The sequence below is a fragment of the Saccharomonospora glauca K62 genome, from assembly GCF_000243395.2.
Taxonomy (GTDB): Bacteria; Actinomycetota; Actinomycetes; order Mycobacteriales; family Pseudonocardiaceae; genus Saccharomonospora; species Saccharomonospora glauca.
Map to the genome: position 1 here is coordinate 1 of NZ_CM001485.1, position 25,362 is coordinate 25,362.

Annotated in this window: 27 protein-coding genes; 16 read left to right on the forward strand and 11 right to left on the reverse strand. The window is 66.8% G+C overall.

Annotated elements, in window-relative coordinates:
- Window positions 1-447 precede the first annotated feature (447 nt).
- Window positions 448-813: a DUF3800 domain-containing protein gene (locus tag SACGLDRAFT_RS22155; RefSeq protein ID WP_083853001.1), complete on the reverse strand. Its 366-nt coding sequence runs from the start codon at window positions 811-813 to the stop codon at window positions 448-450.
- A 213-nt stretch (window positions 814-1,026) separates the two neighbouring features.
- On the opposite strand from SACGLDRAFT_RS22155, the gene SACGLDRAFT_RS21305 reads away from it, so the two are divergent.
- From SACGLDRAFT_RS21305 to SACGLDRAFT_RS21330, 4 genes are all read left to right on the forward strand, one after another.
- Window positions 1,027-1,398, forward strand: coding sequence for a hypothetical protein (locus tag SACGLDRAFT_RS21305; protein WP_005467135.1), 372 nt, complete (start codon window positions 1,027-1,029; stop codon window positions 1,396-1,398).
- 933 nt (window positions 1,399-2,331) lie between these two features.
- Window positions 2,332-2,919, forward strand: a complete 588-nt coding sequence (locus tag SACGLDRAFT_RS21315; protein ID WP_005467137.1) for a hypothetical protein — start codon at window positions 2,332-2,334, stop codon at window positions 2,917-2,919.
- Window positions 2,920-3,202: 283 nt separating this feature from the next.
- Entirely contained in the window at window positions 3,203-4,072 is an 870-nt protein-coding gene (locus tag SACGLDRAFT_RS21325; protein WP_005467139.1) for a hypothetical protein, read from the forward strand.
- Between the two features lie 137 nt (window positions 4,073-4,209).
- Complete coding sequence (locus tag SACGLDRAFT_RS21330) at window positions 4,210-4,650, forward strand: hypothetical protein (protein ID WP_005467140.1); 441 nt, start codon at window positions 4,210-4,212, stop codon at window positions 4,648-4,650.
- Window positions 4,651-5,183: 533 nt separating this feature from the next.
- Here SACGLDRAFT_RS21330 and SACGLDRAFT_RS21335 read toward each other — a convergent pair.
- From SACGLDRAFT_RS21335 to SACGLDRAFT_RS21345, 3 genes are all read right to left on the reverse strand, one after another.
- The gene (locus SACGLDRAFT_RS21335; protein WP_005467141.1) at window positions 5,184-5,528 is read right to left on the reverse strand and encodes a DUF3307 domain-containing protein; all 345 of its coding nucleotides are present in this window, start codon (window positions 5,526-5,528) and stop codon (window positions 5,184-5,186) included.
- A 96-nt stretch (window positions 5,529-5,624) separates the two neighbouring features.
- Window positions 5,625-5,849 (reverse strand): hypothetical protein, encoded by a 225-nt coding sequence (locus tag SACGLDRAFT_RS21340; protein WP_005467142.1) that lies wholly within the window; start codon window positions 5,847-5,849, stop codon window positions 5,625-5,627.
- A gap of 139 nt (window positions 5,850-5,988) precedes the next feature.
- A complete protein-coding gene (locus SACGLDRAFT_RS21345) occupies window positions 5,989-6,192 on the reverse strand; it encodes a transcriptional regulator (RefSeq protein ID WP_005467143.1) in 204 nt (67 codons plus the stop codon).
- A 180-nt stretch (window positions 6,193-6,372) separates the two neighbouring features.
- Here SACGLDRAFT_RS21345 and SACGLDRAFT_RS21350 point away from each other — a divergent pair, with 180 nt between their 5' ends.
- The 3 genes from SACGLDRAFT_RS21350 to SACGLDRAFT_RS21360 all read left to right on the forward strand — a co-directional run bounded on the left by SACGLDRAFT_RS21350 (window position 6,373) and on the right by SACGLDRAFT_RS21360 (window position 8,310).
- The gene (locus SACGLDRAFT_RS21350; RefSeq protein WP_005467144.1) at window positions 6,373-6,660 is read left to right on the forward strand and encodes a hypothetical protein; all 288 of its coding nucleotides are present in this window, start codon (window positions 6,373-6,375) and stop codon (window positions 6,658-6,660) included.
- Window positions 6,661-7,048: 388 nt separating this feature from the next.
- On the forward strand, window positions 7,049-7,867 hold the full coding sequence (locus SACGLDRAFT_RS21355) for a ParA family protein (protein ID WP_005467145.1): 819 nt from the start codon (window positions 7,049-7,051) through the stop codon (window positions 7,865-7,867).
- 116 nt (window positions 7,868-7,983) lie between these two features.
- Window positions 7,984-8,310, forward strand: a complete 327-nt coding sequence (locus SACGLDRAFT_RS21360; protein WP_005467146.1) for a hypothetical protein — start codon at window positions 7,984-7,986, stop codon at window positions 8,308-8,310.
- 121 nt (window positions 8,311-8,431) lie between these two features.
- Here the strand turns inward: SACGLDRAFT_RS21360 and SACGLDRAFT_RS21365 are convergent, their stop codons facing one another.
- The 6 genes from SACGLDRAFT_RS21365 to SACGLDRAFT_RS21390 form a co-directional block, all read right to left on the reverse strand.
- Entirely contained in the window at window positions 8,432-9,217 is a 786-nt protein-coding gene (locus tag SACGLDRAFT_RS21365; protein WP_005467147.1) for a DnaB-like helicase C-terminal domain-containing protein, read from the reverse strand.
- A gap of 58 nt (window positions 9,218-9,275) precedes the next feature.
- Entirely contained in the window at window positions 9,276-10,631 is a 1,356-nt protein-coding gene (gene dnaB, locus SACGLDRAFT_RS21640; RefSeq protein ID WP_005467148.1) for a replicative DNA helicase, read from the reverse strand.
- A gap of 81 nt (window positions 10,632-10,712) precedes the next feature.
- Complete coding sequence (locus SACGLDRAFT_RS21375; protein ID WP_005467149.1) at window positions 10,713-11,801, reverse strand: hypothetical protein; 1,089 nt, start codon at window positions 11,799-11,801, stop codon at window positions 10,713-10,715.
- Between the two features lie 228 nt (window positions 11,802-12,029).
- Window positions 12,030-12,224 carry a hypothetical protein gene (locus tag SACGLDRAFT_RS21380; RefSeq protein WP_005467150.1) on the reverse strand — a complete coding sequence of 65 codons (195 nt, stop codon included), beginning with the start codon at window positions 12,222-12,224 and terminating at the stop codon, window positions 12,030-12,032.
- A 2,353-nt stretch (window positions 12,225-14,577) separates the two neighbouring features.
- Window positions 14,578-15,225 (reverse strand): GNAT family N-acetyltransferase, encoded by a 648-nt coding sequence (locus tag SACGLDRAFT_RS21385; RefSeq protein ID WP_005467152.1) that lies wholly within the window; start codon window positions 15,223-15,225, stop codon window positions 14,578-14,580.
- The gene (locus tag SACGLDRAFT_RS21390) at window positions 15,222-15,971 is read right to left on the reverse strand and encodes a GntR family transcriptional regulator (RefSeq protein ID WP_005467153.1); all 750 of its coding nucleotides are present in this window, start codon (window positions 15,969-15,971) and stop codon (window positions 15,222-15,224) included. The genes SACGLDRAFT_RS21385 and SACGLDRAFT_RS21390 overlap by 4 nt, the downstream gene beginning before the upstream one ends.
- 510 nt (window positions 15,972-16,481) lie before the next feature.
- Here SACGLDRAFT_RS21390 and SACGLDRAFT_RS21395 point away from each other — a divergent pair.
- The 9 genes from SACGLDRAFT_RS21395 to SACGLDRAFT_RS21435 all read left to right on the forward strand — a co-directional run bounded on the left by SACGLDRAFT_RS21395 (window position 16,482) and on the right by SACGLDRAFT_RS21435 (window position 23,855).
- Window positions 16,482-16,763, forward strand: a complete 282-nt coding sequence (locus tag SACGLDRAFT_RS21395) for a hypothetical protein (protein WP_005467154.1) — start codon at window positions 16,482-16,484, stop codon at window positions 16,761-16,763.
- On the forward strand, window positions 16,760-16,948 hold the full coding sequence (locus SACGLDRAFT_RS21400; protein WP_005467155.1) for a hypothetical protein: 189 nt from the start codon (window positions 16,760-16,762) through the stop codon (window positions 16,946-16,948). Before SACGLDRAFT_RS21395 ends, SACGLDRAFT_RS21400 begins: the two co-directional genes overlap by 4 nt.
- A 177-nt stretch (window positions 16,949-17,125) precedes the next feature.
- Complete coding sequence (locus SACGLDRAFT_RS21405) at window positions 17,126-18,136, forward strand: hypothetical protein (RefSeq protein ID WP_005467156.1); 1,011 nt, start codon at window positions 17,126-17,128, stop codon at window positions 18,134-18,136.
- 202 nt (window positions 18,137-18,338) lie between these two features.
- Window positions 18,339-18,533, forward strand: coding sequence for a hypothetical protein (locus SACGLDRAFT_RS22890; protein WP_232284188.1), 195 nt, complete (start codon window positions 18,339-18,341; stop codon window positions 18,531-18,533).
- Between the two features lie 6 nt (window positions 18,534-18,539).
- Entirely contained in the window at window positions 18,540-19,028 is a 489-nt protein-coding gene (locus SACGLDRAFT_RS21415; RefSeq protein ID WP_005467158.1) for a hypothetical protein, read from the forward strand.
- A 13-nt stretch (window positions 19,029-19,041) separates the two neighbouring features.
- Window positions 19,042-19,458: a hypothetical protein gene (locus SACGLDRAFT_RS21420; protein WP_005467159.1), complete on the forward strand. Its 417-nt coding sequence runs from the start codon at window positions 19,042-19,044 to the stop codon at window positions 19,456-19,458.
- A 127-nt stretch (window positions 19,459-19,585) separates the two neighbouring features.
- Window positions 19,586-20,929 carry a hypothetical protein gene (locus SACGLDRAFT_RS21425; protein WP_005467160.1) on the forward strand — a complete coding sequence of 448 codons (1,344 nt, stop codon included), beginning with the start codon at window positions 19,586-19,588 and terminating at the stop codon, window positions 20,927-20,929.
- A 100-nt stretch (window positions 20,930-21,029) separates the two neighbouring features.
- A complete protein-coding gene (locus SACGLDRAFT_RS21430) occupies window positions 21,030-23,141 on the forward strand; it encodes a sigma-70 family RNA polymerase sigma factor (protein ID WP_005467161.1) in 2,112 nt (703 codons plus the stop codon).
- A 27-nt stretch (window positions 23,142-23,168) separates the two neighbouring features.
- The gene (locus SACGLDRAFT_RS21435) at window positions 23,169-23,855 is read left to right on the forward strand and encodes a hypothetical protein (protein WP_005467162.1); all 687 of its coding nucleotides are present in this window, start codon (window positions 23,169-23,171) and stop codon (window positions 23,853-23,855) included.
- Window positions 23,856-24,158: 303 nt separating this feature from the next.
- Here SACGLDRAFT_RS21435 and SACGLDRAFT_RS21440 read toward each other — a convergent pair whose 3' ends face one another.
- The gene (locus SACGLDRAFT_RS21440) at window positions 24,159-25,337 is read right to left on the reverse strand and encodes a tyrosine-type recombinase/integrase (protein WP_157608949.1); all 1,179 of its coding nucleotides are present in this window, start codon (window positions 25,335-25,337) and stop codon (window positions 24,159-24,161) included.
- Between the last annotated feature and the right edge of the window lie 25 nt (window positions 25,338-25,362).

Consider the following 25,362-nt stretch of genomic DNA (forward strand, 5'->3'; position numbering starts at 1 on the left):
AAAACCTCTTATACGCAACCTTATAAGAGGTTCAGACCGGGGGCGTGGCCCGTCCAGTCGCGGTGTCAGGATCACCTGACACCGCGACTTGTCACGACAACGCCCGTTGTCGACCACACTCCCGTGTAGATCGAGGCTCCGATTTGCCCACAGGGACACGAACTCAATCCGGCTCGATCAAATACACGCAGAGACCTTCAGGGCCGTCAGAAACGATCTGAGGGCAATTTTCCGGCGTTTCGAGGGTTACGGGGGGCGTAAGACGTCCAGGCAGCGCTGCATGGCGGGTCAACCCTTGCGTCCACTCCATCCGGACTCACTCATTGGTGAGAGTCCTGGGTTACACCCTTTGCAACGTGCGCTTGTGCTCCGTTAGCCTAGGAGCCAGGAGGAGACTCCTGTGAGCCTTAGACCCCGCCCGAGAGCGGGGTCTTCGTGCGTCTGGGGTCAGTGGGGCGGACTCCATGTACGAAAATAGTGGATACGACCGGCCAGCCGTTCCCATAACCGTGTGTTCGCCCGGATCGCGCGAGGGTCGCCGTCGACCTTGGTCGAGATGCGGTGGCGCAGAAACGCCACCAGATCACTAGCTTGCACCAGCCGACTGGACAGAGACGGCGCGAAATGGAGGGTATCCACGACGCGGGTGATTCTTCGGTCGCGCCACCCTCCCGTGCCGAACTGTCGGTAGCCGGTGAGGTCGGCTCGGTACTGACTTTGCTGGGAGTTCTGGCCGGGTTCGTCGGCGATGACCAGAGCGTATTCGCCGCGGTCGCTGGCGTATTCGTCGATATCCTCCAAGACCCAGCGCATCAGCAGTGCGTGCGGGTGCTGGGTGTGCAGCTGGCTAACGGGATAGATACCCCGACCTCGCCGGGAACGGCGTGAACGGGCGGATGCTGCTGGATCAGGCCTCGCACGTGGGGTTGCAGGTCCCTGTGGGCGCGGCGATCACTGTGGCGCTGTCCCAGTAGGCCACGCCGCTGCCATTGACCCCCTATGAAAACAAAACGAAAGGGAAGTGAAATGAAGCTCATTAACATGACCCCTCACCCGGTGCGGATCTACGGGGCGGGCACGCCCGACCGGGTCGAGGACCCGGACGACGGCGTGGTGAGAGTCCTGGAGCCGTCGGGCGAGTTCGCCCGACTTTCCGAGTCGGTCCTCGGCGAGGACACAGTCCTCGACGAGGAGGGCGCGGAGATCCCGGTGTCCCTCGTCTCCTACGCGGAGGTGGAGGGACTTCCGGAGCCCCAGGAGGGGGTCGCGTATGTCGTCCCCGTGATGACGGCTCTGGCCGCGGCGGGGCGAACCGACCTGCTCGTGCCGTACGAGCAGGTGCGTAACCAGGAGGGGACCGTGGTGGGGTGCCGCCGTCTCGGTCGGGTTGCTCGTTAGACCCTCGCCCGCTGGGGGTTCGGCCTGTCGGCCGGGCCCCCAGCCGCGGGGGCGAGTCGCTGTATCCCAGGGATGTCGTCGTGGAGGCGCTCCGCCGTCGTCCCGGCCAGGCGCCCGCACCGATCTAGCCGCCGACGAATGACCAACCAGCAACACTAAACCCACCCGTCAAGCAGGGGCCGATCATCCGGCCCCTGCTTTATTGCCTCCCATTCTGGGTCGCTCTCGGGGAGGGAGGCCGGGTCTTGCTCCGGTTGATGCGCGGCGGTATCGTGCCTCGCATCATCGGCCCCGCGCCCTGCGTGCGCGGTGATTTCCCCACGCATGTGGGTGGTTGGCCCCGCGTCTGCGGGGATAGACCGATGAAACGCGTGTAGTACGGAAGGCCCCCGGCGAACCCGTCGGGGGCCTTCTCTATGGGGGGGCTTGGTTTTCGTCTGCTGGCGTGGTACGACCTCGACTGGTGGTGGATTTCACCGCTAGTCAACGCTCTTTGCCCGGACACCAGGAAAATCGAGCGAGCCAAACAGCTCGGGGCGCTCGTGTGGAACCGAGAGATCAGGTTCTACGACTACACCCAGCCTCGCGGGGTGATCGCTACGCAAATCTCCGACGAGATCGACGGGCAGCCACCGCTACCGGGGATCATGGACACGCTCACCGGAGGACCCCCCTGACCTGCGCAGACGGAGAACCGAAACAGAAAACGACCCGGCGGTAGAGCGATGCCGCCGGGTCAATGAGCGAATTAGTGCATTAGATGCGGCAACGGTGTTGCCCTTACCGGGGAAGGGTACCACCCCGAACATCACACCAGGCACGGGCTCACCGTCAAAGTCGACACAAAAAACTTGCCCCCACCCTTGAACTTTCGGGTGGGGGCAAGTATTGTTGGGGTTGTCACGGAGCCCAACACAGAAAGGGTACGAGAGGATGTCCATCCAGATCATCAAGGCAAGCCGGGAAAGCGAGCTGTTCTTCGAGATGGACAACGGGGCGGCCCCGACCTATCTGGAGGTCGACCTCCCCGGTCGGGAGGTGTCCGTCGGCTACCACGCTGGCAGCGGTACGCCGGGCCGGGTCTGGCACGGGTACACCCGCCGCTACGACATCCCCCTGTTGACCGCAGATGCGGCCAACAGGTTGATGGAGCGGATCGCTCCGCTGGCGGAGCGAATGTGCGTCGACTGGAGCGAGGAGATCGGCCGGTCCGGGCGTGCCGAGGCCGTGCTCGGCGCCGATGGGCGCGCCGCCGAGGCCGAGCTGATCGCGGCGCTGCCGGACGAGAACACGGTGGACCCCGAGGACGTGATCGACGTCTGGGACGCGGCGAACTTGTTCGTCGGCAATGAGGCCGAGGAGTACGGGATCACCGCCGACACCAGCGACGCGGAGCTGGAGCGGATCGCCACCCAGATGCTGGACGAGGTGCGCTCCAGCTCGGCGAGCGGTGTGGTCGTCGCTCCGGGGCTGACGGACTACCTGCGCGACCTGCGTGACGAGCTGGTCGAGCAGGACTGAACCCACCCACCGAGCAGGGGGTCGATCATCCGGCCCCCTGCTTTTGTCGTATCGGAGTTGCCATGACAGGGTCTTCTTTGCGGGAGCAGTTCGAGCAGCTCACCGCCGAAATCGACCGGCTGCGCACACGCGCGGCGGAGCTAGCGGATCAACGCGCCCGGCTAATCGCTGAGGAGGTGGCCCGGCGGGGCCGTGGCGGGGCTCGCACCCTAGCCAACGAACTAGGTGTGCACGAGGCCAGAGTTTCCCAACTGGTAGCCCGCGCCCGGAAGGGGAGGGCGGAGTGAACCCTCGGAATCTGCCGCGCCTGCGGGATGGTCTGGTGCGGCACCTCACCAACCCCGACGCGCCGGTGCGAACGAACACCGGGGCCGAAAACCAGGAGGCCCTGGACGGGCTTACCCGCAACGCCCAGGAAGCCCGCCTGTTTTGGGCGTCCGAGGACATGACCGCCCTGGCCGTGTCGGCGGGCCGCCAGCTGGACGACGCCTACTGGGGTGCGGAAGCCCGGCCCGCCCCGGCCGGGTTGATCCTGTTCGACGGTGGAGTCGGCGCCATCGAGGCCGGCGCGGGCGCTCGCAGGGTGGAGATTCCCGTCGAGGCGTGTGCGTGGGGGCCGCACCCCCAGGGGTGCCTGCTGTGGCTGCTGATCTCCCGGCAACGCCTGCAACACGAGAGCGGCCCCGACGTCGAACTCATCGTCGAGCAGACCCCGCCGCTGATCCCGATCTGGGGGACCGTGCTCGACGCCGCCGAGCCCGTGCCCATGACCGAGATCGACCCGGAAAAGCGGACGGTGGTGGCCGCGCTCGCGGCCGCCTGGCTGCTGATGGCCCAGCCGACGCTGGTTGAGACCGGTCGGGAACGAGCGCCCGGCAGGGTGCGCCGCTCGTACGCCCGCGCGGGCCGGCCCGAACCGGAGATCACGCTGGTGCACCTGCGACGCCAATACGGCGACCACAGCAGCCCCTCTCCTAGTCCCGAATCCGGGGGCCGCTACAGGTATCGGTGGGTGGTGTCCGGGCACTGGCGCAACCAACCCTACGGGCCCGGACACTCTCGACGCCGTAGGCAGTGGATACCCGCCTACATCAAAGGCCCTGACGGCGCGCCGATACTGGCGCGTGAGCGGGTCAACGTCTGGCGCCGATAACCCCGCCGCTAGCGGAGTTGTGGCATGCAAGGGAGATCACGTGCCATGTTCGACCACACGTTCGATGTCAAGATTTCCTGACGCGGGAAACGTCAAGGTTCCTTGACAATACGTGCGTGTCAGGAAATCCTGACACCATGACGACCACGGACTCCTACCACCCGCCCCTGACCACCCAGCTCGGTCGGCAGTACCTGGCCGCCGGCGCCGACGTCGACCGCCTGCTCGATAGCGACCTCGACTCCGACTGGCTGCTGGTCCTGGAGACCTACCGCGAGCGCAAGCTGCTCCGCTACCGGCTGGACCGCGCCGCCGAGGACTCGGAGAAGGTCGCGAAGCTGACGGCGGAGCGGGCCGAGCTCGCCGAGGTCAGCGCCCTGCACGCCCTGCGCGCCACCAAACAGCTACTCGACGGACTGCTGGACCAACGCCGACGGCTGATGATCGACGCCCGCGACGAGGGCGCCTCCTGGGCCGACATCGGCGCCGCCCTCGACGTCTCCCGCCAAGCCGCCCATGAGCTGTACCACCGCCAGATCAAAAACCCCTGGACCGCCACCCGTGTCAGGAAACCCTGACACCTGCTTCTCGGTGTCGCCAGGAGTTCGGTGACCACGGTCGGCGGCTCGCCCGGCGACACCACGTAGAGGTAACACCGCGTGCAGGTGGGTTTGGTGATCAGTGCGTCCAGTCGGTACTGCAACCGGTCAGCGCAGGATGTAGCACGCTCGCCGACGGAAAGCGTCCAGGCGAGCACAGTACGTTTAGGTTCGTGGAAGCGCGGCCGGGCAAGGCTGTGAACTGGGTGGAGCGCGAAGGTGGTGCGGTGTGCTGCTGTGCTATGTCGACGAGAGTTACAGTCGCGAGCACTACTACATCGCCGCTCTGGTATGTCCCGATCACCAAGCTTTGTCTTTGGGAGTCGCGCTCGACGAGGTCGTGCAGCAAGCCGCCAGTACCTACCCTGGGATCGACCCGGCTGCGGAACTGCATGGCTACGACATCTTCCAGGGCAAAAACGCCTGGGAGCCGTTGGAGAAGATGCCGCGTGCCCGTGTCCAGGTGTACGACCGTGCCTTACGGGCGATCGCTGCCCACGAGGTCGCGATCATCATCCGTGGAAGCCCCCCTTGCCGGTGCCGTGCGCGAAACGGCGGAGCAGCCTGCCGTCGTCGATGGCGGCGTGGGCGATGGTCTCCACCACAGCAGCGGCGAGCTGTGCGCGTGCGGGCACCCGGAGCCCGGCGACCCGGTAGGCGAGAGCACGAGTGACGGCCTGCGTGATGCCGTAGCTCACCGCGTGGTTGGCGAGCGCGCGGCGCCCTTCGCCTGTGTGCTGCTGCTTGCGCTGTGCGTCACAGTCGCGCTGGACGAGGTAGTCGCCGATATGGTGGCCGGCCTGCCCGGCGAGCCACGCGATAGCGAGGACGGCGGCCCGGCGAATCGAGTGGTGCATGATGAGGTTCTCCTGTTCTGCGTTCTCGTGGAATCAGGGGATGAACCCCCGGCGAGGGGCGCGTGCTTGGTCGTGCGGAGCCCCTCGCCGGGCGTTTCACTTTGAGGCTGCGGCGAGGGTCGCGTAGACGCCCGCGATACGGGCGTACAGCTCGCCGAGCCGCAGACACGTTTCCCGCGTCGCCAACAAGCGCTGCCTGGCCATTTCGTCGGCCTCTCGGCTCGACGCGTTGTGGGCCTCCATCGCCTGTTGGCCTAGCGCGTGGGCCTGCCGAGCGTGGGAGTTGACCAGGTCGAGCACGCTGTCCAAGTCGATGGCCATGGGAGTTCCTCCTGTTCGTGTGGTTGGTGTAGACCGGTCGGCCCCCGCACCCCCACCCGTCGTGTGGTGGGGGACGGGCACCAACCGGCTCAGGCCAAGAGGGGAGCGCAGACACGGTGTGCGTTCCGGTGCGTTGTAGTCAGGTGTCCCGATGCTCTCGGCGGATTTGATGCACGCGGGACACGGAGATGCCGAGCTCGACGGCGATGACCTCGGCACGGAGTCCGGCGGCGTAACCCTCCTCAATCGCATGCGGGGTGAGTGCGGCGATCTCCCGGTCGAGTTCCTCCCGTTGGCGGCGTAGTTCCCCGACTCGGGTGAGGGTCGGTGTGTTGTCGTTCATACACGCAATGTATCCGCTTGTGTACCGACTACACAATGCACTATTCGAGTGAATGGACTGGTCAGAGCCTCCTCGCGCGCGTACGCGAGGCCGCGCACCTGCGCGCGAACCACCACTACACCCACCGCGCACGCGACACTGGGCACGCAACCAACCCCACCACCACTCTGGGAGGACACGGTGCCCACACCCGTCGACCCCGCAGCGTTCGCCCGATCCCAACGCCTCGCGTTCGACGGCCACAACCTCCACATCGGGAGCTCGTCGGTGGTGCACGCGGTGGACTGGCTGCCATGGGTCGATGACCACAAACTGCCCGCCCCCGCGTGTCGCCAGGGGTTCGCCGGCCACGGCGCCCAAGGGGAACTGCGGCCGACTCGACACCCGGTGTCGTGCCGCCGGTGTCGACGACTCCGCGGACTCGAAGGACCCACCTCGACCCAGGCGGAGGAGCTGACGTTGTGGTGACGGGCTCCTTGCTCGCGTACGCGCGTGTGCGCGGCCGCTCTGCTGCGCTCCCTCGCGGCCTCGTGGCAGCGGGGCAGCGAACAAGAGTCCGCGCGTGCGCGAGGTCGCGCGTTCTCGCTACCTCGTGAACGGTCGGTTGCTCGACCTCGTGAACTCACGATCACGAGATACCGCGACCACCCGGCCCACTAGTCGCGAGATCGCGAGGTCACGAGCTCTTGCGGTCACAATTCCTCGCGCCCTCTTGGACGGGTGACCCCGACTCCACGCGGCCCCGAGACCACAAGAGCGTGCTACCGATCAGCCTCGTGACCCCGCAGCCTCGTCACCGCTCGACCCCGAGTGCGAGACTCCCTGGCACCAACCACCAACTCAGGGAGGCACCCGGATGGCATCAGCGAGGGTCGCCGCCGTCGCCATGCAGAAAGGCGGCGTCGGAAAGACCACCTCAACGATCAACCTCGCCCGAGCAGCGGCGGTCTACCACCAGGCGCGCGTCCTCGTCGTCGACTTCGACCCGCAGGGCAACTGCACGTCGACGTTGGCGGCCGACGAGCTCGACCCCGAAGGGCTCACCGTGGCCGACACGGTGCTGCCAGACACCGACGTCACGATGGCCGATGTGGTGGTGCCGACCATCTGGGACGGCGTCGACCTCGCCCCAGCCGGGGAAACCCTCGCCACCGCAGAAGCCCGGATCGCTGCGAGCACCGCCGGCCGCGAACACCGACTGCGGAAATCTCTCGCGCCCATGCTCGACCGCTACGACCTGGTGCTCATCGACAACGCCCCGGCACTCGGTTTGTTGCTGGTCAACGCGCTCACGGCTGCTGACGTCGCCGTGCTCGTCGCCGAAGCTGACCAGTGGAGCGCGGACGGACTCGCTTTGCTGCGCAAGACCGTCGGCATGGTCAGCGAGTACGCCAACCCGACCTTGCGGGTGGCTGGAGTGATGATCAACCGGTGGCGAAACACGTCCACGGCCACGGAGTTGGCCGACGAGATCGCCGCGGGGGTCGAAGCGCACTTCCCCGGCACTGAGGTATGGCTCGACCGGCGGGTGCCGCTGTGGCAACCGATCGTGGATTACATGCAGGCCGGGCGTGGCCTGGACGAGGGTCCGGCGCGGTTGCGGTTACTGGCGGAGACGACGTATCAGCCGATCGCTGGTGAGTTGTTGGGTGTGGACGTGGAGGTGGGCGCGTGAGCAGGCCAGAGAGGCGAAAGAAGAGTTCGTTGGCGGGGGCGCATCCTGCGAAGCCCGCCACGGTCGCGCCTGTGGTGGCGCAGGCTCCGGCCCCAGCGTCTGAGAGTGCGGGAGTAATGGCGGACGCGCGTACGGACGTCCAGACGGGTGTCCAGACAGGCGTACGCGCGGACGTGCGAGCGCGGAGGTCGGACCCGGAGCGGGAGCAGCGGGCACGGGCTCGAACCGAGGTGGAGCGGGCGGCATTGGCGTGGGGTGCGGCGCGCCGGAAGCTCGGGCAGCGGGAAGCGGCGTGGCTGGAGACGTTGGCTCGTGCGCGGGAGTTGGGCGAGCTGCCGGGTGTGTTGCACGGGTTCGTGCTTGACGCGGCACGGCGCGCGGGCATCGATCCGGGTGAGGTACCGGCGGAGGTGTGGCGGGCGGCGGGTCTGGACCACCCCTGACACGAAAAGGACCCCTGAGAGCGTTTCTGCGCTCCCAGGGGTCCAGTCCTACGCGAGGGAGGCTGTTCGGCCGTCTACGGGCGAATCAGACGGCGGGAAACGGCATCCTCGCGTGGGGTTCTCAGTCCACGAACCTCGCGAACTGAAGTTGCCGCGTGGCCGCAACCGTCCCAGTCTCCCCGTGGATGTTCTTCGCGACGTGCAACTCCACCTCGAACTCGTCACCAGGGAACCCGGTGTCGTCACTAGGTCCGTCAATCAGGATCACCACGTCAGAGGACTCCTCGACCGGCGAGGACACCCACAAGTTCCACAACCCTGGACGCTCGGGAAGCTCCCGCGACAGCCGATCCAGGTGCACCGTCACCACAACCGGAACGTCCAACTCGCGGGCGAGGTACTTCAACCGCTGGGCGTTGCTGGCTTCCTCGTCTCTTCCCCCGTCACGGTCGAGGCCGACATGGTCGATGCTGTCGACCAACACCATGCCCAGCCCGGTGTCCTGCTTCATCGTCAAGCACTCGCCGAGCAGGGCCTCGAAGGACGCCTTGCGGGTGTCGCTGATCATCAGCGGCAGGTAGGACGCGCGCTCGGCTCGCTCCTGCTCGTCTGGAGTGAGCGCCATCGACTGGGCTCGCAGGTTCTCCAGCCGGATCGACGACTCAGCGGCCACCGTCCTCAAGATCGTCTCCGGGTTCGCCATCTGCATGGAGAACACCGCACACGACACGTTGCTGGCACGAGCGACGGCGCGCGCGAAGCCGAGCCCGAGCGTGGACTTGCCCGCGCTGCTGCGCCCAGCAATGGCGTACAGGCTTCCGCCGCGTAGGCCGCCGAGTAGGTTGTCCAGCCCGGTCAAGCCAGTGGTCAGCGCTGTCGTCGACGCGTTGCTGGTTTCGCTGTTCATGCTCGGCCTTCCCTCGTCGTTGTGGCGGGCGCGTGGGGTTCATCAGTCAGTTCTCGGATCACTCCCGTGCGAGGTCCTTGAACCGGCTCCAGTGCATCTGGTGCGCAACCGTCACCGTGGCCGTCTGCCCACCTCGGTTCTTCGCCACGATCAAGTCCGCTTCACCGGCGCGTGGTTCGTCTTGCGCGCCGTTGGCGTCCGGGCGGTGGATCAGGATCACCACGTCACTGTCCTGCTCAATGCTTCCGGACTCGCGCAGGTCGGCCAGCATCGGACGCTTGTCCTGACGCTGCTCGGGCCCCCGGTTCAACTGACTGATCGCCACCACGGGCACATCGAGTTCCTTGGCCAACAGCTTGAGCTGCCGCGAGAACTCGCTGACTTCCTGCTGGCGGGACTCGACCCGCTTGCCGGAGCCCATGAGCTGGAGGTAGTCCACCACGATCAACCCGAGGTCGTGACGCTTGTGCAGCCGCTTAGCCTTCGCACGGATCTCAGTCACGGTCGCCGTGGCCTCGTCGTCGATGAACAGCGGCGCTTCCTTCACCCGGCTCATACCCCGCGCCAACCGCGCCCAGTCGTGGTCGCTCAGACCATGCTCCGAGTGGATCGCGTCCAGCCGCACGCCCGACTCAGCAGCAGCCATCCGGATCATGATCTCCATCCGGGACATCTCCAGCGAAAAGATCACCGCCGGTTTCCCCTGCTCGATCGCGCACTGCCGAGCAAGTTGCACCCCCAGCACCGACTTCCCCACGCCAGGGCGGGCGGCGATCGTGATCATCTGGCCGGGGCGCAGCCCGTGCAGGACGGTGTCCAGGTCCATGATCCCCGTACCGATCCCCGTCTCCTGGGACCCGGACTGGAACTTCTCGATCTCGGCGTACATCTCGTCGATCAAGTCCCCGGCCCGCACGATTTCGCTGTTAGCGGTCTTAACATTTGCAGCCTGGTCCAGCTCTTCCTGAGCGCGAGCGAGAGCGGTAGCGATTTCCTCCCCGCTGGCGTTCTGGCCGTACTGGACGATGCGGTGACCAGCCTCGATGAGGCGACGCTGTGCCGCCTTCTCCTGCACGATCCGTGCGTAGTAGGACACGTTCGCGGCCGTGGGCACCGCAGCAATTAGCGTATGCAGATACGGGCCGCCACCAACGCGAGTGAACTCGCCGCGGCGAGTCAATTCGTCCCCGACCGCCACCGCGTCGATCGGGCAGTTGCGGTGATACAGGCCCACGATCGCGGCGAAGATGGCCTGGTGTTGCGGCCGGTAGAAGTCCTCGACGCGCACTACCTCGACCACGTCAGCGATCGCGGTCTCCGAGAGCATCATGCCGCCGAGAACCGAGCGCTCAGCGTCCTCGGAGTAGATGATCTGGTCGTGGACATCGGTCCGGTCCATCATGGGAGATGACATCGTTTCTTCCTTTGCGGTGTCACGCCCGGCCGGGGCTGTAGGAGGGTCCGGCCGGGCTCTTTTGTCAAAGGGGCGGAAAAATCAAGCGACCTGGGAACGGCACGCCGTGCACTCGACTTCGTCGCCGTCCTCAGTGATGAGGTAGCGGAAGGACCATGGGTCGCCTTCCCGAGCACCGCACCTGCTGCAAGCAGGAAGCACGGGCGTCGAGGTCGAGGGTGCCTCGGACTCGGGCACCGCACGAACGGTCTCGGGCACGGCAGCTTTGCGGGTGACTGCGGCAACGAGTTCGGGATCGTCCTCGAACACCAGGTTCTCAGCGGGGTCAGGCTCGTGCGCGATCTCGGCGGCGCGCGCGCGGAATGCCGTCAGCACGTAGGCCACAGGGTTGCGCTTCGCCTCCCGGACCTTTCGGGCGGCGTACCAGCGCACCTGGTCCAGCGTCGCCCCGTATCGGGTCATCGCCGCGCGAGCGAGATCCACCAGTTCCCCGAATTCTTTCGGGGTCGGGGCAGCCTTGGCGGAGTTCCACCCCACCGTGCGCAGCGCGTCCCTGACGTCCTCGCGACTCACCGTGGTACGGCTGGGGCGCAGCTCGGTGACGGTCGCAGGCTCGGCACCGACCGCGCGAACCGGGCCCTCCGTGTGGAGGCGGCCCACCTCGCTACGCCGGATCGTCACACGGCCCGCACGTGGTTTCCGGCCGGTCTTCTCCGCAGCCCGGTACGCCTGGTCCCGGTCCACGATGAACTGGGCACGAGCCTCGGTCGCATTGCGGGGGCCGACGTACCCGGCGGGGGGTTCCAGGCTGATCACGTAGCGCGCTGGCAGCGGAGCACCTGAGGCATCCCGTCGTTGCCGACGACGCCCGGTCTCGGGGTCTACGCCACCGTCGAAGATCGTGAGAAATCCGATCTCGATCAGCTCGTCCAGGTGCTTCTTCACCTTGTCGGCGCGGCCGAGGTCCGCATGGTAGGCGAGGTATTCGCGGTCCAGCTCGCCGCCGGCGTGGTCTCCTTGGACGTACAGCACGTTGTCGGCTAGCAGCTCCGCAATGGCTCGGGCTTCGGTGCTGATGCCCGAGTACTGCACCCAGCGCGGGGACAGCCCGACGCTTGGAGCGGTCGCTGCCTGGGTAATGAACTGCTCGTTGGAGGCCTCGTGGTCCATTCGATCCCTTTCGAGTGAGGGACCGGGGTCACACTCCTGACACGAGGTGTAGAAGACGACAGCGGCAGGCTGTATCTTGGAACCCTGACGGTCATCGTGAGACCCCCTCATACGATGAACGTCAGGCCGGGTCGGGAGTGAAACCCCGGTCGAGGTTTTGGAAGACCCCGCGTACTTGTTTGGTGACAGGGCGCGGGGCTCTTTCATGTCCGGGGTACGGGCGGGCTGCTACACCGACACCGCCTCCCCGCTCTGCTCACGGGCGCGCTTCTCAGCGAGTGCCTGCTCCGCCTCAAGCCAGGTGTCCGCCGGCACGACCGCCACGTAGGGCCGGTTGTACTTGGTCAGCATGAGAGGGGCACGGTCGGCTACAACGGCCCGCAACGTGCTCGGCCAGATCCGGGCGAACGTCTTGAGATGCATGGTCGTCGTCTCTCCTTGCCAACCTGGGGATGGTGACCGCCACCCTACGCCATGGGTTTAAACCTTCAATCACCGAGGGTCCTTACGGCGTGTCGCGCCGTGTCGACGCAAGCCGTTCGCTGCTGTCCACGCTGCGTCAAGCCTCCACCCCAGAAACGCCCTCAAATCGCCTGCGCGCCCAGTCGAGCCCCACTCTAGACACTTTGCCTGTAGGCCACCTGCGCGCGCCTCTACGGCCAATCTAGACGGCAAAGAGGGCGTCTTGCCAACGACCTCCCCGCCGCGTCGACACGCTCCGGCGTCATCTCACCACAGCCAGGCCCACCACGCACAGTCACCAAAACAGGGCTTCGCGCGGGTTTCGCACGGGGTTTCGTGACCGCCTCGACCCCTTTCGGGAAGGGTTTCGCCGGGGTGCTCCCTCGCGCGCGTACGCGCGACGCGCGTTACGCGTGAGAGCTCGGAGAGCGCGAGTCCCGCCGTCTGCGAAACCCCGCGGGGTTTCGTGACCCACTGATGATCACCGACCGTGACCAGCATCGGGACACCCGCGACAGTCTCGTGAGCGAGCAGCCCGGGGTCCCGGCTGGTAGCGACCGAAGACGGGTGAGGTTTGTGCGCTCACCGACCAGCTCGTCGTCCTTGCCCGGGGTCGCGTCGCCCGGCCCGGCGCCAGCCGGGCGGCGCGAGCCCTCCATCCATCGATCGGAAGGACTCTCATGAGAGTCCTTCCTCTCTCCGATCGAGAGTGTCCCCGGAATCCGGTGACAGTCCTGACCTGCGGAAACGTGACCTGTCACCGGATTCCGGTGACAGCCCTGCGAACCTGTCCCCGGAATCCGGTGACAGTCCTGACCTGCGGAAACGTGACCTGTCACCGGATTCCGGTGACAGCCCTGCGAACCTGTCCCCGGAATCCGGTGACAGTCCTGACCTGCGGAAACGCAAGTTGGTCTTCCTTGGCTTGATCGGGAGCCGCCTGCTCCCAAGTACGTCAAACACGCGTTTCCCGTACCAAGGCGTGTATAACGAGCTATTCGGTGGGTCGGGGTTTGCCGAACGAACCGCTCCAGGCTTTGCTCCAGACGTAGTACGCCAAGCCCTCAGGGACCGCCCAAAGACGACCCGAACGCACCTCTACGGCCAAACCAGGCCCCAAAGCGACGGGCACGTGGATGATCTCCCCAACCCACTAGCGCGATCCAACACCGCCCTGGAGCGCGCTGAAGACGCCGTGACCACCCCAGTCACGATCACATACAGTCACAAAAGCGGGGTTTCGCAGACCTTTCGCACCGCGCCGCGAAAGGTTTCGTCCAGCCTGCCCCTCGCGCGCGTACGCGCGACGCGCGTTACGCGTAGAGAGCCCAGACCGCGAGTCTCGTCGTCTGCGAAACCTCTCGGGGTTTCGTGACCGCTGACGATCACCAATCGTGACCAGCGCCTGGGAGGCCGTGATGGTCTCGTTCACGAGTGGCTGGGGTTCTTGGCTAAAGACAGCCAGGTTGGTGAGGTTCGAGCGGTTACTGACCACCCACCCGCGACCCCTCCATCAGTCGATCGGAAGGACCCTTCAAGGGTCCTTCCTTCCTTCTGATCGAAGAGGAAGGACCGCCCAGGCGTACCTAGCCTCTGACCTGCGGAAACGCGACCTTCGGGAGGGGCTACTTCCGCCCAGGCGTACCTAGCCCTCACCCCTACTTCCGCCTGGGCGTACCTAGCCTCTGACCGGCGGAAACGCGAAGCCGAGACCCCCTTGCTCGTCGGGTGATTTTTCGTCGCCGCTCCCTCAGCTCGTCGTCCTGGTCGTGGGCGTCTCGCTCGTCGACCCCATGGACGCGAGGTATCCCGTGGGTGCTCCGTGGTCTGGGGTGCGCGGGAGATTGATGGCCGGCCGGTCTCGTCGTGAGCGGGTGGTTCATGGGTCCCGCCGGTTCATGGGTCGGGGGGCGTCTGCGTCCCGCTCGCTGGCGGGTGGGACGGGTCTGTCGGTACCCGCTCATCGGGTCGGGTGTGAGTGGGTCGGCGGGTGTGGTTGAACCCGCTCATCAACCCGCTCACGGCGTTGTCGAGAACCCGCTCACGGACCCGCTCACAAGGGCACTCGCGAGACCGCTCACGAACCCACTCACGAGGCCGCTCACCAACCCGCTCATTGAGTCGTCGAAGAACCCGCTCACGGACCCGCTCATGAAACCCGCTCACACGCGCTCTGACCTGCACAATGAGCGGGTTGGACAACAGGGCATGAGCGGGTTGGTTTCGACCTCTCACAGGCCCGCTCAGGGGTCCTGCCTGGGGCATGAAAAAGGGGCCGCCCCGGAAACTCCGAGACGGCCCCAGTTTGCGTAGATCAGCGTCGGGCGTACATGAGTGCATCACGCCCGTACCACGCGAGCTCGCCCGGCTCTATTGGGCGTTTCGGAACGTTGCCATTTCCGGCTGGTCGAATAGTCAGCCCGTGTGGTGGGAGGTTCACCGTCGGGGCCACGACTTGACGAGTGAACAGAGCGCCAGAGTGGCGATGCGGCAGGTCGACCGTGCGAAGGTAAGCCCACCCCTGCTGGCGGTAGTAGTTATGCAGCCCGTGGGCGGTCTTCCATACGTCCACACGCAGCTCGCGATACTGATCAGCCACTGCGCAGTAGTGGCTGAACTCAAGTAGCAGCGCCCCGAGGCCTTCGCCTCGTCTTGCCGGACTCGTTGCCAATTTCGCCAGATACAGCGCCCGTACCTCGCGTTCCTGCTCGGTCCAGAACTCTGGGTCGCTGTGGGGGCTCATCGTGATCGTTCCGACTGCCTCGTACGTGTCTGCATCCCGCAGCAGCCACGTTGCATGACGGCGGACACTGTTCTCTATCTCGGGGCGCCACCGCTGGTAGGTAGACCACTGGTCACTCCCACGGTCCCGGAGCCACTGCACTCGCTCGTGCAGCAGCCTCATCACTGTGTCCACCTCGTGTTCGCGCGCCGTCCAGATGGTGTATCGCTTCGTCGTCATTTCTCCACCTCGTATGTGATCTCCCACCGGTCGGACGGGAACGCGGACACCATGTAGCGGATGGGCGTGCCGTCGGCGGTGTAACTGATTCGGTCATGCCGGAGGATCGGTAGGCCACTAGGGATGCCGAGATCCGTGATCTCGCGAGCTCGAGGGCGACGTGAGTGGATGCGGTCCCGGTGCCGCACCATCTCCAGGCCCAACTCGCGCAACACGTGTCGCCCGCCTCTGGAGATATTCGCGGGGTTCACCAACTTGCTGTCCCGCACGAGGGAATAGGGGAAATAGCTGTCAGCGGTGCAGTACGGGATGCCATCGATGGTGCGGATCCGGAGGCGAGCGAGCGCGAGCTGTCCGTCCTCCAGTTGCAGGGCGTTGGCCACATCGGCAGACGGTGTGATGGTCTGCACCTCGATTTGCTGCCCCGGATTACCTCCCTGTGCGCGCACCGCGTCCTCGTAGGCATCGCGTCCACGATCGTCGGACTCCCATGAGTACATCGGCAGCTCGTATCTAGGTAGGCGGAACACGCGGGTGCCACGCCTGGTGGCGGTCTGGAGGTAGCCGTCCTGGTGCAGAAGGGACAGCGCGTCCCGGATCACGGTTTTGGACACGCCGTACTGTTCTGCCAGTTCCTCTCTGGTGGGGAGAGGATCTCCGTGCTGTAGCTCGCCGGAGTCGATGCGTTCTGCCCATTCCGTGGCGATCCGGACATACGCCGGGGGCGCTCCGGCTGGTGTGGTCACTGCTGCTCACTCATCCCTTCTGCTGAGGCCCGTCGGCGGCGTAGAGACAGTATCGCCGCGTTCGACACGTTGAACGTAACCAAGTGCTTGCGTTGTACCTCACTCTGTCCTATCTTACGCATTAGACACATCTAAAGTTTCAAACGTGTAAGAGTGGTCCGATCCCGCTCGCCCCGGGTTGGCGCCCGTGCGGACCTGCTCCCACCGGGAGGTGGCAGCAGGGAGCGCCGCCGCCGAGTGTTTCGGCGAATCGCCTTGAACTCCACAGTGGACGGCACACAAGTCGCGGGCCTGCCTGCGCGCTGCCAGCACTACGGGCATCGCAGGTCAGACAAGGTCCGCGCCACGCATCACCGCAGACATGCGGTGTCTGCCGCTGGACACCAGCCCCCGCGACGTCGGGGTTCTGGTGTCGGGCGAGGGACACCGAGTCCAACAGAGAAAAAGCCCCGCCCGAGGTTGCAGCCAGAGGGGCGGGGCTGGTCACGCACTGAGAGGAGTGTGCGCTCCATGCCCACCGTACCCATCGGAGATGCCATCACAAGACGCATCGTGATTCGTCCGGCCGAGGTGCCGGCCTGTGAGCTGCCGGAGTCGGAGCCGACATTGGCCGACCTGCTCGCCATTGAGTACGGCGACGACGTGCTCGTGCAGCGCCGCATCGACCAGGCGCTGCGGCTCTCCGCGTTCGAGCACACCCACCGTGAGCTGATGGAGCTGCGGCGCCGGTACCGCGACCTCGCTGACGAGGACGAGGTCGACACGACACCGACGTTCTGGAGGGCCGCATGAGCACGCTGACCACCGCCACCGCCGACACCGAGGTCGGCAGGCGCATCCGCGCCCTGCTCGACGAGCTGTCCTTCGTGCGGTCCGAGTCTTACCGAGCGGTCCATACCGCCATCGAGGTCGAGACCGCCGAAGCGGATGTTTGGGCGGCTATCGCGGACGCCGCGACCACTCCGATACCGACGTGACCGATGCCGAACCTGCGCGCGCCGCTGACTCCCCCGACATGGCGGTAGCGCGCTGATCCCGGTCCAGCACCGGGGGGCCGCTCGCCGAGGGATCTGCCCCGCCCCGTCTGCGAGCGGTGCCCAGGCCGCTGGAACGCACGGCACCACCACTGACCCGCAATGGAAGGACACCATCACATGAGCAGCGCGACGATCCCGGAGATGCCGACACAGCGGCTGCTCTCCGGCCTGTACGTGCCCGCCGATCTGGGGGAGTCCACCGCCCCGATCGACGTGGTCGACCAACCCCAGCCCGACCCGGTACCGAGCTCGGTGCCGGACCCCGCTACAGAGCAGCCTCGACCGGAGCCGGACTTGGTGTCGGCGGCTCCGGTCGAGGTGTTCAGGCCCGAGACGCCGACCCCGGCCCCGGAGCCGGTGGCGACGTCGACCACCACCCCGCCGCCGACTCGACCGGCACCACAGCCCAAGCCGGAACCGCAGCCCCTCAAACCGCCGTCGGCGCCGATCTTCTGGGGCTCCCGAGCTCTGGAGGCGGTCTACTGGATCGCGATCCTGACCGGCGCGATCGGCCAGGTCATCTTCTTCGGTGGCTTGTTCGACCTGGGGTGGCCGGGCTACGTCGCCGCCGGGATCATCGCCACGACCGCCGAGACGATCATGATCTCCGCTGGTGACACGGCCCTGAAGTTCTTCACCAACGGCGTTCCTGGCAGGCGCTGGTGGATCTTCCTCGCGGTGTCGATCGTCGCCGCGTGCACCGCCGCCGCGTTGAACGTGACGCACTGGGTGGACAAGAACGTCTCGATGGCGGTGCTGTTCGGCGGGATCGCGATGCTCGGCTACATCCTGCACGTCACCGACGGGTTCGTGCGCGCCATCGCCTACCGCGAGGCCAAGGCCGCTTACGAGGCCGAGGTCCAGCGCCGCGAGGCAGAAGCCGCTAAGGCTGCGGCGCCGCCGAGGACCACCGCTTTGCTGCGTCCTGCAGCGTCGAAGTCGACCAAGACCAAGACCAAGACCAGCAGCAAGCGCAAGGCCGGCAAGCCGCGTCTGACGCCGGAGCAGGCCAAGGCTTGGTCCGAAGAGAACCGCAAGCCGGGCCCCTCAGCGGTGATCAACCACTTCAAGGCGCAGGGCTACGACACGCCGTCGGTGGCGACCATGCGCCGCTGGCTCAACTCCTGACCCCTCTCTCGGTGTCCCGGCACCGGGGCAGCACATCTCCTCTCCCCACTCCTGGGAGGTGTGTTGCCCAGGCCGCCGGGCCACAACAACCCGCTGACCAGCAAAGGAGGCTCCGATGGCGGGGCACCGCCGAACCCGTAAAGGTGCCCCCACTCTGCGGGAGCGGCACCACACCAACGCCAAAGCCCATCTACTCCAGCGCTTGGACACCACCACGGAACCGGTGGAGCGGCTGCGGATCGCGCTGGACTACGTCGCCGCCGCGTACAAGCGCTCCGCCCAACGAGGCCGCACAACTACCACTCACCGCACGGTCTTCGACGCCATCGAGGTCGCCGTGCGCTCTCTCATCCGCTGCGGCGACGCCCTACTCGACCCATCCCGGAAAGGACGGTGAAAACCCTTGTCCGCACTCCCCAAGCGCCTCACGGACAAGCTGGCGGGCAAGGCCACCCGCACCGAAGGTCAGGCCAAGCCCACGCATCTGCGGCCGGTCCCCGACGACGGCACCGTCCCCGGCGCCACCGAGCCCGGCCCCGCGGTGCGGCCCGCCCCGCCGAGCCTGCTCGAACGTGCCAAGGCCGAGTTCACGCCGCCGGATATCTGGTCGGTCGACAGACCAGCCCTCTCCAAGATCGTGAAATACGGCCGCTATGGCCAGCAGGTCCCCGACGAGGGCATGGCCCGCACCGCGGCGAAGGCCTGGTCGTGGTTCGCCGCGCTCAACGCCGCGGTCGCCTATGCCTGGCAGTGGGTGACCGAGCGGCCGTCCCGCACCACCATCGCCGTCGTCCTGGTGGTGCTCTCCACGCTCGTCCCCGCAGCTCGCGCCGTCCTGACGGTGCTGCTGTGGCCTGCGCACGCCGCGATCGAACTCATCACCGACCACTGATCAGGAGGTAATCATGCTCGCCACGCTCGGCAGCCTGCTCGCCGCCGTCTTCTTCTTCGTGCTCTACAGGACCACCAAGGGCCGCCGCCGCATCCCCTGGCCGGTCCCGGTGATCCTGCTGTTCCTGACCTCGACCAGCCTCGCAGTCAGCCCCCCGGTGGGCTGGTTGATGGGCAAGGTCGCCGACCTGCTCGGTTCGTTCGGACTCTCCGCCGCCGGCACCGCGGCTCTGACGATCGTGGTGCTGCTCGTGGCCCTGGTGCTCGACCTGATGGACAAGAAGCCCGACGGCGTGGCCAAGACCGCCTTGATCGTCATCCCGCTGCTCGCGGTCATCGCTTCCGGCCCGGTCGGCGACGCCGTGCGCAACGTCAACGACGGTGTCGCGCGTATGGGCACCAACGTCATCTCCACGGTCACCGGCGAATGAACACGTCAAGCGGGCTTGACAGCCCGCAGCCCCTCCACGGTTGCGCTTAGGGCGGGTTCGACTCCCGCCAGGGGCACTCGTGCACGACCTCACCGCTACCTGACATCTGCCAAGGAGTGACGATGCGATGAGCCTGGTTTTTCTTGTGATCGTCTCCGCCTACGCGTTCACCGGCCTGGTGATGGACGGCGCCGCCGCAGTGCGGGGGAAACCCCTCCCCTCGGTGCTGCGGCGGGAAGCGCGGCAACAAGCTCGTGATTACCGCCGGAAGCACCCCAGTTATCTCGGCACGATCTGGCGCAACGCACTCGACTCCTGGGCGGATGCCTCGACCCGGCGTCACAACCGCCGGATCGCCAAACGAGAGGCGCAGGAGCCGAAGAAGGCGGCTGAGTGGGTCGCCAAGCAGATCGCGAAGGAGGAACGGCGCGCCGACCGCCGGCGGCGTTTCGCCGAGCGGGTCGGCGTGCTGTGGGGCAAGGCCCGCGAAATTCCCGCGACCATCCGCGAGCGGCGCCTCGAAGACGAGGCGTGGGACGCCAACGCTCGGGTCGACGCCGAGCGTGACCCCAACGTTCCGGCCGGCCTGAAGGGGTCCGACGATCTCGACGACGAGATGGAGGGGGCGACGGTGCTGCCGTTCCGGCCCCGCGCCCACGACGACATCAGCGATGACGTCGAGGAGGCCGGCGACGACGAGGACGACTCGGGCGCCGACAGCTCGGTCGTCCACGACGGCGAGAAACCCAGCAGCGCGACGGACCCGATGCTCGACGCGGCGTTTGCCTGGGACCTCCTTACGTGTGCCTGGAGGGACGACGACGGCAGCAAGTGCCGCCAGCCCAAGGCCCCGAACTCGACCTACTGCGTGGTGCACAGGCGCCGCGCCCACGACGACATCAGCGATGCCGCCGACGAGGCCGGCGACGTGGTCGACCTCGACGCCCTTAGCGAAAAGCTGGGCAGCTCCACCACAAACCAGCCCGACACCGGGCAGGACAACCCCGCAACAAAGGAGGAAGGGAACATGTCTAACGCTGCTGGTATCTCGGGTGAGATCAACGATTTGTCGTCCGGCATCGAGTTGGCTCGGCAGATGCGCCGCTACATCACCGACTTGCAGAACACTCTGGACGCGCTCCAGGCGACCCTGACGCAGACCTCCACCGGGCTGCGGCAGGTCCCGGCCAGCCTGGAACTGGCCTCGGCCTCCTTGCAGACCCACGGCCTGAACGGGCCGGCCCTGGAGGAACTCACCGTGGCGCGGGAGCGGGCCAGCATGGTCTCCAGCGCGCTCGCCGAGGCTGTGTCTGCTCTGTCCTCGGTGCCCGACCACCTCGCGATCGCCGATGACTCGTTCTCCCGCATGGAGGGCGAGTTGAGCTCTCAGCTCGGGATCTCCGAGCAGGTCGGTGCTGCCGCCGCCCGAGGGGGGGTGGCCCGCGAGACCGACTTCTACCTGCGTGGCTGAGCTACGCGAAACAGTCCCCAACGGTTCACCCGGCAACGGGTGGGCGGGTTCGATTCCCGCCGGGGACACCACAACGTTCGTCCGACGAGACGGAGGAAGCATGATCAAGACCGATCCCGTGCCCGTCCCGATGGACGAGCACACCACCGAGTCCCCGCAAAGCTGGAGAGAGCGGCAGAAAGCTGCCGCGAAGAAGAAAGCGGCGGCGATGTGGGAGGACACGAAGAGGTCCTCCAAGAGCATCGTCTACCGCAACCGGCGGCAGCTCTACCCGCTGGCCTACACCTCCGCGACCGCAGCGGTGGGCACTACTGGTGCGCTGGTCGCCGAGTACAGCGACCTGGCCATGCCCACAGTGGTGATGGGCACCGGCGCGGTCGCCCTCACCGCGGGGTATGCCGCTCTACGCAAAATCGGGTCGAAGTTGCCCGATGGCATCCTCGGCCGATTCAAGATCGGTTTGATGGCGGGGTGCGCCTGGTGCGCCACGCTGCCGTTGACCGGCGCGGACGCCGCCACCATGTGGCTGGCTCTAGGACTGGGCACGGTGTCGCTGTCGGCGCGCTGGTGGCAGCGCATCCGTCCTGGCTACCCCTCCGGCCCTACCGTCGCCGAACCGGCGCCCGAGCCGACCCGCGACGTCGACGAGGAGATGGCTACCGCCTACGAGCTGATGCAGGTCTGGGCTGACGAGATCGGCTGCACCAACGGGGTGCTGGCCGGCACCCGACTGGACAACCCGCGCCTGTTCGAGGCCGGGGTGGTGTTCACCATCTCCCTGAAGGGAACCCGCCACAACCTCGACGCCGTGCGCAACGCGGTCGACAAGATCGCGATCGCGGTGGGCTACTGGCCCAAGGACATCTCCGTCAGCCAAGGCCCGCAGCCGCACCTGGTGGAGCTGCGGGTTGTGACCCGGCCCGACGCCATCGACGGCGGTTTCCACGGCCCCGTCATCGTCGATGACGGAAAGGGAAACGTGTGGGTTGAGATCGGCCCCTACACCGACGGCGAGGGCGTCGAGCGGTGGCACGTTTTTGAGCCCAACAGCGTGGTCGGCGGGTTCGTGCTCGGCAGCAAAGGTAGCGGCAAGTCGCGATTGATCGAACTCGTCGCGATCGCGCTGCGCAAGCTCGGGGTGGAAATCTGGTACCTCGACCCGCAGAACGGCGCGTCCTCACCCGCGCTGATCGAGACGGCGGACTGGCCGATGAAAGGCATGCACAAGGGTGGGACGCTGTTCGGCAACGTGCTGGATCTGCTGGACGCGTTGGAGGACGTGACCACCGTGCGGTCAGCAGAAAACACCGACGTGCTCAAGGTCGAGGGTTTCACTCACACCCGTGAGCGGCCGGCCATCGTGGTCATCGTCGACGAGTGCCACATGGTGTTCAACGAAAAAAACCCCCGGACCGGCAACACTTTCGGGCACGACTTCGGTGAGTTGGACCGGATCATGCGAAAGTGCGGGCTGGCCATTATCGGGGCCTCCCAGACCTACACGATGGACACCTTCGGCCAGTCCGCCGCCCTGCGCAGCGGCCTAGTCGGTGGGAACTGCGTGATCATGCGGATGCTGGAAAAATCGCACTGCGGCCTGCTGCCGGGCAACGTGCCCGCGCCGTGGGACATCCCCAAGGGTGGCGGTTACGGCTACTGCCTGGGCTCCGACCGGGACGGTGTGCTGTGGCGGTCCCGCAAACCCGACAACGTCGAGCAGTGGATGCGGGCGTACCCGCCAGCGACCCTGGACGACTTGGTGCGCAACGTCCTCGGCGAGATGTACGAGAACCGCCACGAGGCGGCCGAACAGGACTCGGCGTACATGCGGGACCTGCTGGAGAGGATGCGCACCGCCACTCCGGAGGAGGCGCGTCAAATCCGAGCTGAGATCCGACGCAGGCGAGGAGGCAAGGCCGGCGACTCGGAGCAGCCGCAGCAGGCCGGAGTCCTCGCCGTGCCCGAGCCGCCAGCGATGATCACAGCACTCAACCCCGCCCCCGCGGCGTCGGACCCGCAGGTCCCGTTGCGGGAGCTCGGCGACGGCGAGCAGCAGCTCATGGAGCTGCTCGCCGACGGCAGGGAATGGCGCACCTCGGAGATGGCCGAACGCCTCGGGGTGTCCGAGGTGACCGTCCGCAAGCGGATCAAGCGGCTGGAGTCGCGGCTGGTGCTCGTCCGTAAGGGCGTCTACCGCGCCAAACACCTGTAACAACCCACCCACACCTTAGGAGGCACAATGACCAGCTACTTCGCCGTGACCGTCGACACCAGCGCCTACCTCGGTGACACACTCCCGAACGCCGGAGGCAACTCCACCGTGCTCACCCCCACTCTGGGCGTCAGCCTCGACCCGCGCGTCCTCCCCTCACCGTGGAACCGCCGCGACAGCCGGTGCTACCACCTCGGCCGTCTCCTCGATGGCACGTACGCGCGCGTGGTACGCGTGTCCCCGATCGGTGAGGTCCGGCCCCATCGGGGGTGGGAGGACGGCACCGTGATCACGGAGAGGACTCTGCTGGAAGCGGAGGGGGGATGGAGGCTCGAGCAGTTCGAGCCTGCCGACGGGCTCCTCGGTCCGTGCGCGAACTACATCGTCGCAGCACTGAACCGTCTGCATGAGCTCACCGACCGGGAGCTAGGGGACCAGTACCTGGACGAGCTCCGGGCACTGAGCCATTTTGATTGGGTGCACGCAGAGCGGGCGTGCCTGGAGGCGCTGCGCCACCGCGGAGCCGATCCCGTCTGGTTGCGGTGTGACGCCCTGGACGGACAACCGATCCATGCACTGGCTGCTCGGGACCTGATCGGCACTGTGCCCGGCTGGGACCAGGACGCCTACGACCTGCTGTCGACCCCGTATCGGAGGTGCGTCGGTCAGCCTCTGCACCCCGACGACGAGCCGGTCCACGTACTGGCCGCGTAATGCCCTGACCGAGCGAGATCAACTCGAACCACCCGCCACGTAGATCGAAGGGGTCAAGACCCAGCGGGGTCTTGACCCCTTCTGTCGTGTCAGACACGCCGTCTGATTTGCCCGTAGACGCCCGCTGATAGTGCCGTACGTGTAAAGGGGGCTCTGAGGTCGAACGATTTCAGAGCCCCCTTTTTCGTGTTCCTAGGGTCGAACAATGCGACCCATCCAGACGGCGAACGGCTCGACCAGTGGGCGTGGCTGACGGGGTGAAACCTGCAAAAGCCCCAACCAGTCGGACGGCCGCGCTCCCACTTAGATCAGGGGCTCCGCGATGCCCCATTCGGCGTTACCGGCCTCCAAGCTCGCGGACACCGCATAGGCGCCGGAGTGGGTGAGGCGGGCGGCGTCGGCGAGGTAGCGCTGTGTGGTCGTCAGGCTGGCGTGCCCGAGGTCGTCGCGGACCTGTTCGACGCTGACGCCCATCGACACCGCGTGGACCGCGTAGAACCGCCTGCACTGGTGCGGGTGGATGCTGCCGCAGATCGGTGCGAGTTCGGCGGCCGCGCGTCGAGCGGCGGCGGTGGTGCCGTGACGTGCCGCGACACCGCACAGGCGGGAGAGGAGTTGCCGGATCTGCGCCGGGGTGAGGGGTTTGCGGGTGCGGGAGGAGAGGAACAGCGGCTCGTTCCTCGTGCTCTGACCACTGACTTGACCTGCGAGCGCGACGTCGGTTCCGGCGTCGGCCTGGTCGCGTTCGAGGAGGTAGGCGTCCACGGCCGCGAGTGCGGTGGAGGTCAGGCGCACCGTGCGGGTCTTGCCGCCCTTGCCGTGCACGGTGAGCACGCCCTCGCGTCCCTCGCGGGAGATGCTGCCTCGGGTGAGCGCGCACAGCTCGGCCGCGCGCACCCCGGTCGAGAGCAGCAGTTCCACGATCGCGATGTTGCGTGCCCGGGTCGGTCGCGGGTCCATGCGGGCGGAGGCGCGCAGGGCCATGGCCTGTTCGTAGGTCAGGGCGTGCGTCGGTGACGACGGCGACACCGTGCTGATGCCCTGTGCGCGGCGTTCGTCGGTGTCGAGCACGTCGGACATCACGATGTCGGTGAGACTGCGTTTGCGCATCTCCCGGTACCAGGCGGACACGGCCCCGGCGTAGGCCTGGATGGTGGCGTCGGTGCCGCCGTGCTCGCGGATGGTGGCCACCCACGCGCGCATCACGTCCACGGTCACGTCGGTGAGCGGGTCGAGGTCGCGAGCGAGACACCACCGAAACCAGGCGTAGGGCGGGACCGGCTTGTGGCTGCTGCTGCGGGTGTTCGGCCCGCGCCAGGTCTGGTGCTCGCGCGGGATGCCGAGCCGGGTGGCGTAGGCGGTCTTGGTGTGGTCGCTGCGGCGCGCCAGCAGCCACGACATCGTCGGGGCGGCGACGCGTTCGGTCCAGTGGTCGGCGTCGACGTGCTCGATGGTGGTTTCGGTGGGGGCCAGTGCGGTCATCGGGCGGCGCTCCATCCTGATCTCC